This window comes from Bacteroides sp. AM32-11AC, from assembly GCF_003603515.1.
Taxonomy (GTDB): Bacteria; Bacteroidota; Bacteroidia; order Bacteroidales; family Bacteroidaceae; genus Bacteroides; species Bacteroides uniformis.
Genome location: NZ_QTNH01000010.1, coordinates 38679 through 52728 on the forward strand (window position 1 = coordinate 38679; position 14050 = coordinate 52728).

Sequence of the window (14050 nt, forward strand, 5' to 3'; positions counted from 1 at the left end):
TTTTCTCTTTTAATGTTCATTTCTACATTGCATGTGGGGTTTACTCTTTTTAACTACATCATTTATAGAACTTTCCTCGATTTATACTGTTATTTTAATATTACAAAGAACAACATGATATTGAATTATGAAAACAGCAATGGACATTCCCGATAAAGAGGGACAGAAACGACTGGTAATCGTAGGCGGCGGCTTTGGCGGATTAAAGCTGGCACGAAAATTGAAAAGCAACAAGTTTCAGATAGTTTTACTGGATAAGAATAACCATCACATCTTCCAACCGTTACTCTATCAAGTGGCCACAGCAGGTATTGAACCGAGTGCCATATCATTCCCATACCGAAAAATCTTCAAAAAAAGAGAGCATTTCCATATACGTATTTGTGAAGCACAGCAAGTCTTCCCGGAACACAATCTGCTGGAGACTTCCATCGGCACGCTGGCATACGACTATTTGGTCATTGCCACCGGCTGCAACACAAATTATTTTGGAAACGACGGGCTGGAGAAACAGACCATGGCACTAAAGAATACTTCGGAAGCCTTGTTCAACCGAAACCAGATATTGGATAGTTTTGAACAAGCCCAGAACACCGGTAATAAAGAAGAGCGCAGGCGTCTGATGACCTTTGCCATTGTAGGCGGTGGAGCTACGGGAATAGAGTTGGCTGGTGCTTTGGCCGAGATGAGGAAGTTTGTCCTTCCTCAAGACTATCCGGACTTGAATATCAATGAGATGCGTATCATCTTGTTGGATGGCTCTTCCCGGCTCTTGTCTGCTTTTTCAGAAGAGTCTTCCAAAGAAGTGGCCGATTATCTGAAGAAGCGTGATGTGGAAATCAAATTGAACCAACGGGTGATGGGATACGAGAATTATCAATTGGCATTGAATGACGGGACTGCCATCGATACCAAAAATGTATTCTGGGTGGCCGGTGTCAAGGCAAACAGCCTTCAAGGATTGCCTGCCGATGCCTATGGACCGGGAAACCGCTTGAAGGTGGACACTTATAACCGTCTTTCTCAATATCCCAATATTTTCGCTATCGGGGATACGGCCCTTATGATTTCTGAGGAGTATCCCAAAGGACACCCGCAAGTGGTGCAACCAGCCATCCAGCAGGCCCGCAACTTGATAAGGAACTTGCAGCGTGCAGAAACAGGCCTGCCGTTGCAGCCGTTTATATATCAAAACAAAGGCTCCATGGCGACCATTGGCCGCAATCATGCCGTAGTCGAGCTTAAGAAACTGCGTTTTGGCGGTTTTCCGGCATGGGCTGTGTGGCTATTCATCCATTTGATGAGTATTGTGGGTGTAAAGAACCGTCTTTTCATCTTCGTAGACTGGATGTGGAGTTACTTTACCTATGACCCGTCTTTACGGATTATCATCAAACCCTTGAAGCGGGAGTAAACTTTTATTGAGTAATATTTGTTATAGTTCATATACGAACTTAAAAACGAATGAATATGTTAAAACAACTTTTATTTCCCGTCAAACCGGACGGAACGGCAACATCTGCTATGCTATTGATTGCAAGAATTGTATTCGGTATATTATTAATGAACCACGGTATCCAGAAGTGGACTAACTTTCAAGAGCTGTCGGCCGTTTTCCCTGACCCGCTGGGTGTAGGCAGTCCGCTGTCTTTAGGACTGGCTATCTTTGGTGAATTGGCATGTTCCATGGCATTCATTATAGGTTTTCTCTATCGTTTGGCTATGATACCAATGGTGTTTACAATGGCTGTTGCCTTTTTTGTAATTCATGGTAATGACCCGTTTGCCACGAAAGAGTTGGCTTTTGTATATCTGGTAGTGTTCATATTGATGTATATAATAGGTCCGGGCAAGTTTGCCGTTGACCGCTGGATAAGAAAAGCTCTTTTCCAAAAGGCTCGTAAATAGACACTTCCGTTTTACTGAAAACAGATTTTAAGCTCAAATAGGATGTATTTTCGTAAAAAATGTCACTTAAAAATGAAAATATGAGCAAAACATAGAGAATGTACTGACCATCAGTGGTGTTTGGCATAAAGTGGCTTCAAGTGGCATAAGTAGTGAAGACATGGTCTGAGCAGAATATAGAAGTTGTTATGCTTCCAAACCATTACCTCGTATCAAATGCACTTTTAACACTAACTTCCTATTTTTCTGCGTTCTGCGTAGGTTTGCGTTCTGCCCTTATGACTCTCATGATTTAATTTTGCACCAAACAAAAAGCAAGGATTATGAGAAGTACATTTAAGACTGTCTTCTATGTAAATGGAAGCAAAGAGAAGAGTGGAATTGTCCCTATCATGGGACGGGTTACCATCAATGGGACGATTGCTCAGTTCAGTTGTAAACAGAGTATATCCAAGGAGTTATGGGATGCCAAAGCTAATCGGGCTAAAGGTAAGAGCCGTAAGTCTATGGATGTTAATCATGCGCTTGATAATATCAAGGCGCAGATAGCAAAGCATTACCAGCGGCTTTCTGACCGGGAGGCATTTGTAACTGCCGAAATGGTACGCAATGCCTATCAAGGTATCGGCACAGAGTATGAAACGGTGTTACGTGCCTTTGATAAGATGAATGCGGATTTTGCCAAACGTGTTGGGAAAGACCGTTCGGAGCGTACATACCGTAAATATCTTACCGTAAGGAAATATGTCGCCGAATTTATGAAAAACCATTATAAGCGTTCGGATATGGGGATGAATGAACTGACGGAAGAGTTTATCCATGATTATTGTCTGTATCTACGTAACGAGGTCGGACTTGCCCAATCTTCCGTATGGATATATTCCATACCATTGAAGCATATCGTAACTTCCGCTCATTACCACGGGAAGATACCGAGAAATCCATTTGCACAATATCATGTGAATCCTGACCATAAGGAACGTGGCTTCTTGACAGAGAACGAAATCAAAGCCATGAGTACAATCGAATTGGAAAATGCCAATTTCGCTATTGCAAGGGACATTTTTATTTTCGGATGCTGGACGGGTATATCATTCGTGGACATCAAAAATCTCACCACAGACAATATCGTGGAACTGAATGGCTCACGTTGGATTGTATCCAAAAGGCAGAAAACAGGTGTGCCGTTTCAAATCAAGCTGATGGACATTCCCGCTCAAATAATTGAGCGAAATAAGCCATTCAGAAATGGTAAGAATTTGTTCAACATAAATTCTTACGATATGGTAAATAGGCGCATCAAGACTGTGGCAAAAATGTGTGGAATAGAAAAGAACATTTCATTTCACCTGAGCCGGCATTCCTTCGCTGTTTTAGCCCTTAATTATGGTATGCCAATAGAAAGTGTCAGCAAAATACTCGGACATACAAATATCACTACTACGCAGATTTATGCAAAAGTGACCAACACGAAACTTGAAAACGACATTTCTGCTTTTGAAGATAAGGTTAGCGGACATTTCACCATATAAAGAATGGCTTATGAAAAGAAGTATTATAACAATGAGTGAATCCGGCAATATCATAATGCCGGACAATGTCACAGACATTTGGATGAGCGAACAGGAACTTGGCGATTTATTCGGAGTAATTGCCCCCACATTCCGAGCTTCCATCAGAGCCATATATAAAAGTGGAGCATTGAAAGAATACGAGGTTCAGAAGTATATCAGATTGGAAAACGGCTATCATGCAAATGTATTCAGTCTCACGATGATAGTTGCGCTTGCTTTCCGTATCAATAGTTTCGGTGCGGAACAAATGCGCAATGCCATTCTTAAAAGGATGTACTTGCGAAAAGAGAAAACAACCTTCTTCTTTTCGCTGGGCAGTAACGGGACAAAGGCTTCTAATTATCAGGCATAAAATCCAATAATGTGACGACATGAAATCATGAAACCGACAAATCTTTATCTGTCAATTGATTGCTGATAAAACACTCAGTTGGTAAAACGTATTAGTATTCAGTTGAACTAACGTATTGCTGTTTTACCAATAATACGTATTACCAACAAAAGCCCGAAGAAGCAGACCTGTAACGGATGCTTTTTCGGGTTTGCTTTATATGCTCTTTACCTGCTTCCTGTGCAATTCGCAGCAAGTTTTTCATTCCGTGTAAATTTTGCGCCGTTCTGCTGTGATTTGCTTATCAGGCTTTCGCGTGACTTGCCGTAGCTTTGCACTTGATTAACTATTAACGATTTAAGCGAAATGTAAATGACAAAAACAAAGAACGAAAAGGAGGAGTTTATCCGAGTGGGTACAACCCTCTACAAGTTAGTGAACCAGACCCGTCTGAACGGTGGCTATGTGAGGAAACGCATTGTGTGGAACAACGAGACACTACGGCAGGACTATGGCAAGGACTATCTCGCCACCGTGCCGAAGTATGACGGTTTCTGTACAGTCCCAAACCATGTGGATTATCGTCCCGTGGTGGACAAGTTTCTCAACCTCTATGAGCCGATAGAGCATTGTCCACAGCAAGGCGAGTTTCCCTGCATCCAATCATTGGTTCGCCACATTTTCGGGGAGCAATACGAGTTAGGAATGGACTATCTGCAACTGCTCTACCTGCAACCCGTACAAAAACTGCCCATCCTGCTGTTGGTATCGGAAGAACGCAATACGGGCAAGAGCACGTTCCTGAACTTTCTGAAAGCCCTCTTTCAGAACAATGTCACGTTCAACACCAACGAGGACTTCCGCAGCCAGTTCAATTCCGATTGGGCAGGAAAACTCCTTATCGTGGTGGATGAAGTGCTGCTCAACCGCAGGGAGGACAGCGAGCGGTTGAAGAACCTCAGTACAACTCTATCCTATAAAGTGGAAGCCAAAGGCAAAGACCGTGACGAGATAGCGTTCTTTGCCAAGTTTGTGCTGTGCTCCAACAACGAGTATCTGCCCGTAATCATAGATGCAGGAGAAACACGCTATTGGGTACGCAAGATAGACCGCTTGCAGTCCGATGATACCGACTTCCTGCAAAAGCTGAAAGCGGAGATACCTGCCTTTCTCCATTTCCTGCAACACAGACAGCTATCCACCGAAAAAGAAAGCCGTATGTGGTTTGCACCCTCGTTGTTGCATACCGAAGCCTTGCGGAAGATTATCCGCAGCAACCGCAACCGATTGGAGATAGAGATACACGAACTTATCCTTGACATCATGGACAGTGTCGGTACGGACACATTCTCGTTCTGTTACAACGACCTTCTTCTTTTGCTGGTACACTCACAGGTAAAGGTGGAGAAGTACCAAGTACGGAAAGTGCTGCAAGAGTGTTGGAAACTTACTCCGGCATCCAACGGACTTACCTATACGACCTACCAATTTAATTACAATCGGGAGTGCCGTTATGAGCCGATTAAGAGAGTTGGACGGTTCTATACAGTCACAAGGAAGCAACTTGACTCCCTGTAACATCATTCTTTTTTTGTTGAATTGTTGAATAAGTATATAACCATGCTGAAAACAAACAACATACACTCTCAACAAATGCTCAACAATCGAAAAGAAATGTTGAGAAAACAACAGCATCCTTTGTTGGATTCTCTTTTTGTGAGTGGTTTGTTGAGAAGATGTTGAGGAAATAAAGCCTTAACATACAGCATAATATATGTGTCATTCATCAAATCAACATTATTACACTCATCATCAAATCCGTAGAAAGAATAAACCATGAACATCCAAGAAGCAAAACAAATCAGAATTGCAGACTATCTGCAAAGTTTGGGCTACACGCCCGTCAAACAGCAAGGCAACAGCCTTTGGTACAAATCACCATTCCGGGAGGAAACGGAAGCCTCGTTCAAAGTGAACACCGACCGTAACCTGTGGTTCGATTACGGGCTTGGCAAAGGCGGTAACATCATCGCTTTGGCAGAGGAACTATACGCATCCGACTATGTGCCCTACTTGCTCAACAAGATAGCGGAGCGAGTACCGCACATCCGTTCCGTATCTTTCTCTTTTCGCCAGCAAGCATCCGAACCGAGTTTCCAGCATTTGGAGGTGGGAGAACTTACCCATCCTGCATTGCTCCGTTATTTGCAGGAAAGGGGAATAAACATCAACTTGGCAAGGCTGGAATGTAAGGAGCTGCACTTCATCCATAACGGCAAGCCCTATTTCGCCATCGGCTTTCCCAATGTTGCCGGAGGATATGAAGTGCGTAACCGTTTTTTCAAGGGTTGCATCGCACCCAAAGACATCAGTTATATACGCCAGCAAGGAGAACAGCAAGAGAAGTGTCTCGTGTTCGAGGGTATGATGGACTATCTGTCCTTCCTCACGTTGCGGATGAAGAACTGCCCGACCATGCCCAATCTTGATGGGCAGGATTATGTCGTTCTCAATTCGGTTGCCAATGTTTCCAAAGCAATGGATGTGCTGCATGGGTACGAGCGCATCCACTGCCTGCTTGACAATGACGAGGCTGGAAGAAATGCCTACTTGGAATTGGCAAGAGAGTTCAGCGGTCGTATCAGGGACTTCTCCGACAACTACAACGGACATAAAGACCTGAACGATTACCTATGCGGTAAGTGGCAGAATGTAACCGTTAATCCACCTCCACGAACCATCGTAAAACCCAAAAAGAAAGGACTTGGATTATAGCACCTTGAACAAGAAAAACGTGAGATGCTCAAAACTCATTCCATAAGGATTGGGAGGTAGCAAGTTTGTGTTTCGGGCGTACCGAAACCGCTTGCTACCCACTTCCCAAGTTTCGGAAGATGGCATCCCGTTGGTCTATACAGTATAATCAGTAACAGAATTAGAAGAAACGAAATATGGAACAGAACAAGGAACGTAACAAGGGTGGTCGCCCCAAGAAGGAAGCGACCGAGAAACTGAAATACCGTGTCGCGGTGAAGATGGCGACAGCCGACTACTACCGTCTGCTGACACGGGCGCATGAGGCTGGTGTATCACCGAGTGAATATATGAGGGGGTGTTTCCGGAACGGTCATGTGAAAGAACGACTGTCTGAGGAACACGCCGGATACATCCGCCAACTCTGTGGCATGGCGAACAATCTCAACCAGCTTGCGCACAAGGCTAACGCCGGAGGCTTCCACGATGAACGGTGGGACTGCAAGGTGGCAGTGGCAAGGATTCACGAACTCTTAACCAAGATAGGGATATGATGGCGAAAATCGTAAAGGGAAGCGACTTCAAGGGTGTGGTGGATTATATCCTTGATAAAGGAAAGAATGCCCAAGTTGTCGCATATGATGGCTTGTTTATGGAGAACAAGGAAACCATTGCCATGAGTTTCAATGCCCAGTCGCTGATGAACGGCAATGTGGCGAAACCTGTCGGGCATATCGCATTGAGTTTTTCCAAAGAGGATGAGCCACGTCTGACGAACTGTGTCATGGGAGGTATCGCACTTGAATATATGGAACGGATGGGAATCAAGGACACGCAGTTCTTCATCGCCCGTCATTTCGACAAGGAGCATCCGCACGTGCATATCGCCTTCAACCGCATAGACAACAACGGCAATACCATATCCGACAGGCACGAGCGTCTGCGCAGTACCCGTATCTGCAAGGAACTAACCTTGATATATGGCTTGCACATGGCAAACGGGAAGGAGAATGTCAAACGCAACCGATTGAAAGAGCCGGATAAGACAAAGTACGAGCTTTACGACATCCTTAAAACGGAAGTCGGCATATGTGGAAACTGGGGCGTGCTTGTCGCAAATCTAAAACGGCAAGGAGTGGAAGTGCATTTCAGCCACAGAGGACAGACGGACGAGATACAAGGCGTAGTGTTCACCAAGAACGGCTACCACTTCAACGGGTCCAAGGTGGATAGGCGTTTCAGCTATTCCAAGATTGACGCAGCTTTGCAGAGTAACAGATGCAGGGAACGGAAAGGAATGATGACCAACGAATATGAAGTTGCTACACCAAGTACACCATCCAGCATAGCACAAAGTGAGTTCTTCAACGGTTCATTGGGATTGCTGAACGGTAGTGATTCTTCTTGCAACGCTGCTGATGTAGAAGCCAATCAGGAAATGGCAGAGATACTTCGTAGAAAGAAGAAACGCAAACGAGGAATGAGATTGTAACAACCATAGAACATAGTCCGGTGGAAAATTTCATCGGCGACTATATTATAATCGGACGTTCGGGATTATGTGCGAAAGATGAAATCCATCCGAACGGGATAAAAACAAAACAAAGAGATAAGGGTGAATTATTGGATTGTATTCGCTCTTATCTCTTTTCGACTAAAGATAAGTTAAAATGATACTGCACAAATAAAAATAATCGGAAACACTTGCGCATTCCGAAATATGTTCGTAATTTTGCGAACAACAAACAACACCGTGAAAATGGATAATAAAGAATATACTACAACTCAAGAGCAACTTGCCCGGTTCGCCAAAGCAATGGGACATCCAGCGAGAATGGCAATTCTTGAATTTCTGATAAAGCAAAATACGTGTTTTTTCGGAGATATACATGAGGTACTGCCGATTTCTAAAGCAACTGTTTCTCAGCATCTGAAAGAGCTGAAAGATGCAGGATTGATACAGGGAGAAATAGAAACTCCCAAAGTAAAATACTGCATCAACCGTGAAAATTGGAAGATTGCCTCTATGCTCTTCACCGAATTTTTTGGGCAATGCCTGTGCGAAAAAGAAAGATGTTGCAAGTAATCGCAATTCTTTTTTATCCCAAATGTTCGTTGTTTTACGAAATACAAACATAAGTTTAATCAAATAAAAGAAGAAGTATGAACAAACTGATTTTGGCTTTTGTCGTTTGCTTCGGACTGACCGCTTGCGGAAACAACGATGCAAAAAAGAACGACACTGTGAAAGTGGAACAGACACAATCACAAGAAGTGAACAACCGTGTGGAAATTCTGTATTTTCACGGTAAACAGAGATGTGCCACCTGTATGGCGATAGAGAAAAACGCCAAAGAAGTCATTGAAGCACAATTCGCAGAAGAAATTAAGAACGGTACTGTGGTTTTCAAGGCAATTGACATTTCCAAACCGGAGAATGAAAAGATTGCCGAGAAATACGAGGTTACATGGTCTTCCTTGTTCATCAGCAAGTGGATAGACGGGAAAGAAACCTATGAGAACCTTACCGAATATGCCTTTGCCAATGCTCGTAAGAACCCAGATGCATTCAAAAGCGAGATAAATAGTAAAATCCGAACCGCCTTGAAATAATCATATATGGACTGGCTACAGACTTTATTGGATAGCAGCACAACACCGACACTGACGGCATTCCTGTTAGGATTACTTACAGCGGTATCGCCTTGTCCGTTGGCTACAAATATAGCGGCAATCGGTTTTATAAGCAAAGACATCAAGAACAGGCAACGCATCTTTCGTAACGGTCTTTTATACACCTTGGGTCGTGTCATCGCCTATACCGTATTAGGTGTCATCTTGATTCTTATACTGAAAGAAGGGGCAAGTCTGTTCGGTATCCAGAAATTCATAGGCAAATATGGAGAATTGATTCTCGGTCCGGCATTACTTCTGACCGGGATGTTCATTCTATTCGGTAACAAACTCAAATTGCCCTCTTTCGGATTCAAAGGTAATGGTGAAAGCCTGGCACGAAAGGGTGGTTGGGGAGCATTGGCTCTTGGAATGCTGTTCGCTATGGCATTCTGCCCTACAAGCGGTGTGTTCTATTTCGGTATGCTGATACCGATGTCTGCCACAGCAACGATGGGTTATCTGTTGCCGATATTGTTTGCCATTGCTACGGCATTGCCTGTTTTGGTGGTCGCTTGGATATTGGCGTTCAGTGTCCAGCACATCGGCAGTTTCTACGGCAAGATGCAGACCGTACAGAAATGGCTGAATGGAATTGTTGGTTGCCTGTTCGTAGGAATAGGAGTATATTATTGTATCGTAATGTTTTAATTAACCAAGGATGCAATGAACACTTTGATAGAAACATTAAAATACTTCGTGTTTATCACGGCAGAATTGATAGCACTGTTCCTGCTGATCAGTGCGGTTGTCGAAATAATACTGATGTATATTCCGCAAGACAAAATCAAGCAATGGCTTTCTGGACGTGGAATCTTAGGCAATGTCATGGCAGCAGGATTCGGGGCACTCACCCCATTTTGCGCCTGTTCCACCATTCCGATGACAGTCGGTTTCCTCAATGCCGGAGTTCCTTTTGGAAGTACCATGTCATTCCTTATAGCTTCTCCGCTGCTCAATCCTATAATAATAGGAATGTTGGGGGCAATGGTCGGTGTAAAGGCGATGCTTGCATATTTCATTATTGCTTTCGCCGCCTCGGTCCTGTTCGGTGTGGTATTGGAAAAAATGGGGATGCAGAAGTATGTGAAAAACGTACGTCTCCGTAACGAACATAACGTAGGCAGTGAGGACAAAAGACAATGGACTATAAAGCGTAAACTGAGAGAAGCATTCGTTTCGGCTTGGGACAGTCTGCGCCCTATTTTAGGTTACTTGTTAATTGGAGTCGCACTCGGAGCAGGGATATACGGCTATATGCCACAAGATTTTGTGCTGAAGATAGCCGGACCAGACAATCTGTTTGCCATTCCTATCGCAGCCGTATTGGGCATACCGTTGTATATCCGTGCTGAAACGGCAATCCCTATCGGGGTCGCACTGATGGCTAAGGGTATGAGCATCGGCACTGTGATAGCGTTGGTTATTGGCGGTGCAGGTATGGCAATTCCGGAAATGACAATGCTTGCAAGCATTGTCCGTAAGAAATTGGTCGCAACGATTGTCGTTGTAATATTCCTTACGGCTGTAATTACAGGTTATTTATTTAACATATTATTGTAAGACAATTAAATATCAAAAGAATATGGAAACAAAAAAAGAAAACAAAAAAGGATTCTGGGCTTCATTATTCTCTCCGAAGCCTTGCTCGTGTTCATGTGGCAGTAATCTGATAATAGAAGAGCCCGAAAAACCAGAAACGTCTTGTTGCTGCGGAGATAAGTCATCTGCAAATAATTCAGGGGTAACGGAAATCAAGATATTGGGACCGGGGTGCGCCAAATGCAAATCAACCTATCAAGTTATTGAGAGAGTGGTCAGCGAAAACAAACTTGATGTGAAGCTTACGAAAATAGAGGACATTGCCGAAATAATGAGCTACAACATTATGGCAACTCCTGCGGTTGTAGTGGACGGTACTGTCAAAATAAAGGGACATGTTCCGTCTGAAAGTGAAGTAAAACAACTGTTGGGAATTTAATCTGTCTTGTATGGAGTTAAAAAAGGAGTTGAAAATTCTGTTATGGATTGTCGCTGTTTTTGTGGCAGTATTCTTTCTGCCACTTGACAGCGAACGGTTCATGACAGCCGTCACTGCAACGCTTGACCTTGCGAAGTGGTATGCAAGGGAGCACGTGGTTTTGTGCTTGCTGCCAGCCTTCTTCATTGCCGGAGTAATTGCCGTATTCGTAAGTCAGGGTTCGGTACTCAAATACTTCGGGGCTAATGCCAAGAAATGGCTCTCCTATACGGTAGCAGCCATTTCTGGTGGAATCCTTGCAGTATGTTCGTGTACTATACTGCCATTGTTCACAAGCATCTACAAACGTGGTGCAGGATTGGGTCCGGCAGTGGCATTCCTGTATTCCGGTCCGGCAATAAGCATTCTGTCGATTATACTGACGGCTCGTATTTTGGGCTTTGAAATGGGGGTGGCACGAATAATCGGTGCTGTACTATTCTCCGTTATCATCGGATTGGCAATGTCATTCATTTTCCGCAAGGAAGAGAAAGCCAAGAAAGAGGAACAGATGAATATCGTTCCGCCCCCAGAAAAACGTCCGATGTGGCAGACTTCGTTCCATTTCTTTACGCTGGTTCTTATCCTTGTATTTGCAAACTGGGGCGCACCTGCTTCGTCAGATACTGGACTCTGGTATTATATATTCACTTACAAGTGGTATATTGTCGGTGCATTGTCGCTGTTGCTTTGCTGGTCGCTTGTCCGAATACTGAAACTGCGAGTGCTTGGGGTGGTACTTGGCGCGATGGCTACTGCCGTTTCCGTCATCCTTGCCAATCTGTTTATTGATGATACAAAACTGATTCCACTTGTGCCGATGATTGTTGCGATTACCGCTCTCGCCGTCATCCTGCTCTTTGACAAACAGGATGAAGAAAACAGGGAATGGGCAATATCCTCGTGGGGTTTCGCCAAACAGATATTGCCGTTGCTGGCTATAGGTGTAGTGACAGCAGGTTTCCTGCTTGGCTCAACGCACGACAATACAGCCATTGCAGGTGTCATTCCGAACAGTTGGATAGAATGGGCAGTCGGGGGTAATTCGCTTTTGTCTAACTTCTTTGCATCGTTTACAGGTGCATTTATGTATTTCGCCACATTGACCGAAGTTCCAATCATTCAAGGTCTGTTAGCTTCCGGCATGGGTAAAGGTCCGGCACTGGCATTGCTGTTGGCTGGTCCGTCATTGTCTCTTCCGAATATGTTGGTCATCCGTGGTGTAATGGGTACAAAGAAGACCATTGTATATGTTACTCTTGTAATCGTAATGGCAACGGTTTCAGGCTTTATATATGGAAATCTATTTTAGAAATTATGAGAGTATTGATACTTTGTACAGGAAATAGTTGCCGCAGTCAGATGGCTCATGGCATTTTGCAATCATTGGATGATACGATTGAGGTCTGTTCGGCAGGCACACATCCTGTTGAACAAGTAAACCCTAATGCCATAGCGGTAATGCGTGAAATAGGCATAGACATATCCGAACATACTCCCACAGATGTAAGGCAATACCTTACCCAAGAATGGGATTATGTAATAACGGTATGCGGAAATGCCAATGAAACCTGCCCGGTATTTGCAGGACATGTCAAACATCGCTTGCACATCGGCTTTGACGACCCTTCCGATGTAACAGGAACACCCGATTTTATTAAAAACGAGTTCCGTAGAGTACGAGATAATATCAAGATGAAATTCTATGATTTTTATCTTCACATTAAGGGTCATTGCTGATGACCAATAAAGAAGAAGTTACCTCAGCATACATTTTCTTGTTCTACTCAATCTACCAATCACACGCTCCATTAGCAACATCGGCAACCTCTTTGTAGGTCTGCCGATGTTTTTATTACTCGGACATTCTGTTTTTCTTTCATCAGAATCACGCACATCACTTAACGAGTGCAAAACCTCCAAATTTTACTTGATAACAGACCATATGTTCAACAGAAAATAGTATCTTTGCACACATACAGAGTTATTTGACAGAAAAGCACTGCATATCGCAGAAGTTATGACCATTGCCAAGTCATTACCTCATATTTGTAAAACATATCATAAGTGGCTTATTCTTAATTAAATACTATTCTTGAATAGGATTTTCTTTAAAAATCCTATATTTGCGGATGCTTAAAATAACTCGATGAGCTATAAAGCTAATTAAACACAGTAAAATAAAAAAGAGTGATTATGAAAAAGTTCAATTTGAAGATGGCTGCGACCGTAATGATTTGCGGCTCGTTTCTTTTCAGTTCTTGTATCGGTTCTTTTGGACTGCATAGTAAACTGGTCAGCTGGAATCAAGGTATTGGTACCAAGTTTGTAAACGAACTGGTTTATCTGGCATTCAATATTATCCCGGTATATGGCGTTTGCTATCTGGCCGATGCATTGGTCATCAACTCCATCGAATTCTGGAGTGGTTCAAACCCTATGGCCAGCATTGGTGATGTAAAGAAAGTGAAAGGCGAAAACGGTGACTACCTGGTAGAGACACTTGAAAACGGCTATTCTATCACCAAAGAAGGTGAGACTGCTTCTATGGAACTCATTTACAACAAAGAGTTGAATACTTGGAATGTTGTTGCCGATGGTGTCAGCACAGAATTGCTGCAAATGAACAATGACGGCACTGCACAAATGACCCTTCCGAACGGTGAGGAAATGACAGTGACGCTGGATGCCCAAGGTGTGGCAGCAGCACGTCAGGCGACGATGATTGACAGCTATTACGCTTTTAATTAAAAGTTGAAAATGGAAAGGTGAAAGTTGAAAATGGCTGGG

Annotated in this window: 16 protein-coding genes; all 16 read left to right on the forward strand. The window is 43.6% G+C overall.

Going from position 1 to position 14050, the window contains the following annotated elements; all coding sequences use genetic code 11:
- Positions 1–127 precede the first annotated feature (127 nt).
- The 16 genes from DW800_RS11940 (at position 128) to DW800_RS12015 (ending at position 14011) form a co-directional block, all read left to right on the forward strand.
- Positions 128–1414, forward strand: a complete 1287-nt coding sequence (locus tag DW800_RS11940) for an NAD(P)/FAD-dependent oxidoreductase (protein WP_008664590.1) — start codon at positions 128–130, stop codon at positions 1412–1414.
- Positions 1415–1470: 56 nt separating this feature from the next.
- Complete coding sequence (locus DW800_RS11945) at positions 1471–1908, forward strand: DoxX family protein (protein WP_057098134.1); 438 nt, start codon at positions 1471–1473, stop codon at positions 1906–1908.
- Between the two features lie 320 nt (positions 1909–2228).
- Positions 2229–3440, forward strand: coding sequence for a site-specific integrase (locus DW800_RS11950; RefSeq protein WP_041525618.1), 1212 nt, complete (start codon positions 2229–2231; stop codon positions 3438–3440).
- Positions 3441–3450: 10 nt separating this feature from the next.
- Positions 3451–3834, forward strand: coding sequence for a hypothetical protein (locus DW800_RS11955; RefSeq protein WP_011967345.1), 384 nt, complete (start codon positions 3451–3453; stop codon positions 3832–3834).
- 351 nt (positions 3835–4185) lie between these two features.
- Positions 4186–5391, forward strand: coding sequence for a primase-helicase family protein (locus DW800_RS11960; RefSeq protein WP_119958102.1), 1206 nt, complete (start codon positions 4186–4188; stop codon positions 5389–5391).
- A gap of 258 nt (positions 5392–5649) precedes the next feature.
- Entirely contained in the window at positions 5650–6588 is a 939-nt protein-coding gene (locus tag DW800_RS11965) for a toprim domain-containing protein (protein ID WP_011967347.1), read from the forward strand.
- Positions 6589–6764: 176 nt separating this feature from the next.
- A complete protein-coding gene (locus DW800_RS11970) occupies positions 6765–7121 on the forward strand; it encodes a MobC family plasmid mobilization relaxosome protein (protein WP_011967348.1) in 357 nt (118 codons plus the stop codon).
- Complete coding sequence (locus DW800_RS11975) at positions 7118–8059, forward strand: relaxase/mobilization nuclease domain-containing protein (protein WP_011967349.1); 942 nt, start codon at positions 7118–7120, stop codon at positions 8057–8059. The genes DW800_RS11970 and DW800_RS11975 overlap by 4 nt, the downstream gene beginning before the upstream one ends.
- A gap of 267 nt (positions 8060–8326) precedes the next feature.
- A complete protein-coding gene (locus DW800_RS11980) occupies positions 8327–8653 on the forward strand; it encodes an ArsR/SmtB family transcription factor (RefSeq protein WP_041525699.1) in 327 nt (108 codons plus the stop codon).
- A 77-nt stretch (positions 8654–8730) separates the two neighbouring features.
- A complete protein-coding gene (locus tag DW800_RS11985; protein ID WP_011967351.1) occupies positions 8731–9180 on the forward strand; it encodes a nitrophenyl compound nitroreductase subunit ArsF family protein in 450 nt (149 codons plus the stop codon).
- 6 nt (positions 9181–9186) lie between these two features.
- On the forward strand, positions 9187–9891 hold the full coding sequence (locus DW800_RS11990) for an aromatic aminobenezylarsenical efflux permease ArsG family transporter (protein ID WP_011967352.1): 705 nt from the start codon (positions 9187–9189) through the stop codon (positions 9889–9891).
- A gap of 15 nt (positions 9892–9906) precedes the next feature.
- Entirely contained in the window at positions 9907–10803 is an 897-nt protein-coding gene (locus DW800_RS11995; protein ID WP_119958103.1) for a permease, read from the forward strand.
- Positions 10804–10993: 190 nt separating this feature from the next.
- Positions 10994–11221 carry a thioredoxin family protein gene (locus DW800_RS19940; protein WP_041525701.1) on the forward strand — a complete coding sequence of 76 codons (228 nt, stop codon included), beginning with the start codon at positions 10994–10996 and terminating at the stop codon, positions 11219–11221.
- Between the two features lie 10 nt (positions 11222–11231).
- Positions 11232–12572, forward strand: coding sequence for a permease (locus DW800_RS12005; RefSeq protein WP_011967355.1), 1341 nt, complete (start codon positions 11232–11234; stop codon positions 12570–12572).
- A 5-nt stretch (positions 12573–12577) separates the two neighbouring features.
- Positions 12578–13000 carry an arsenate reductase ArsC gene (locus DW800_RS12010; protein WP_011967356.1) on the forward strand — a complete coding sequence of 141 codons (423 nt, stop codon included), beginning with the start codon at positions 12578–12580 and terminating at the stop codon, positions 12998–13000.
- A gap of 456 nt (positions 13001–13456) precedes the next feature.
- Positions 13457–14011, forward strand: coding sequence for a DUF3332 domain-containing protein (locus DW800_RS12015; protein ID WP_005825518.1), 555 nt, complete (start codon positions 13457–13459; stop codon positions 14009–14011).
- The last annotated feature ends 39 nt before the right edge of the window (positions 14012–14050 follow it).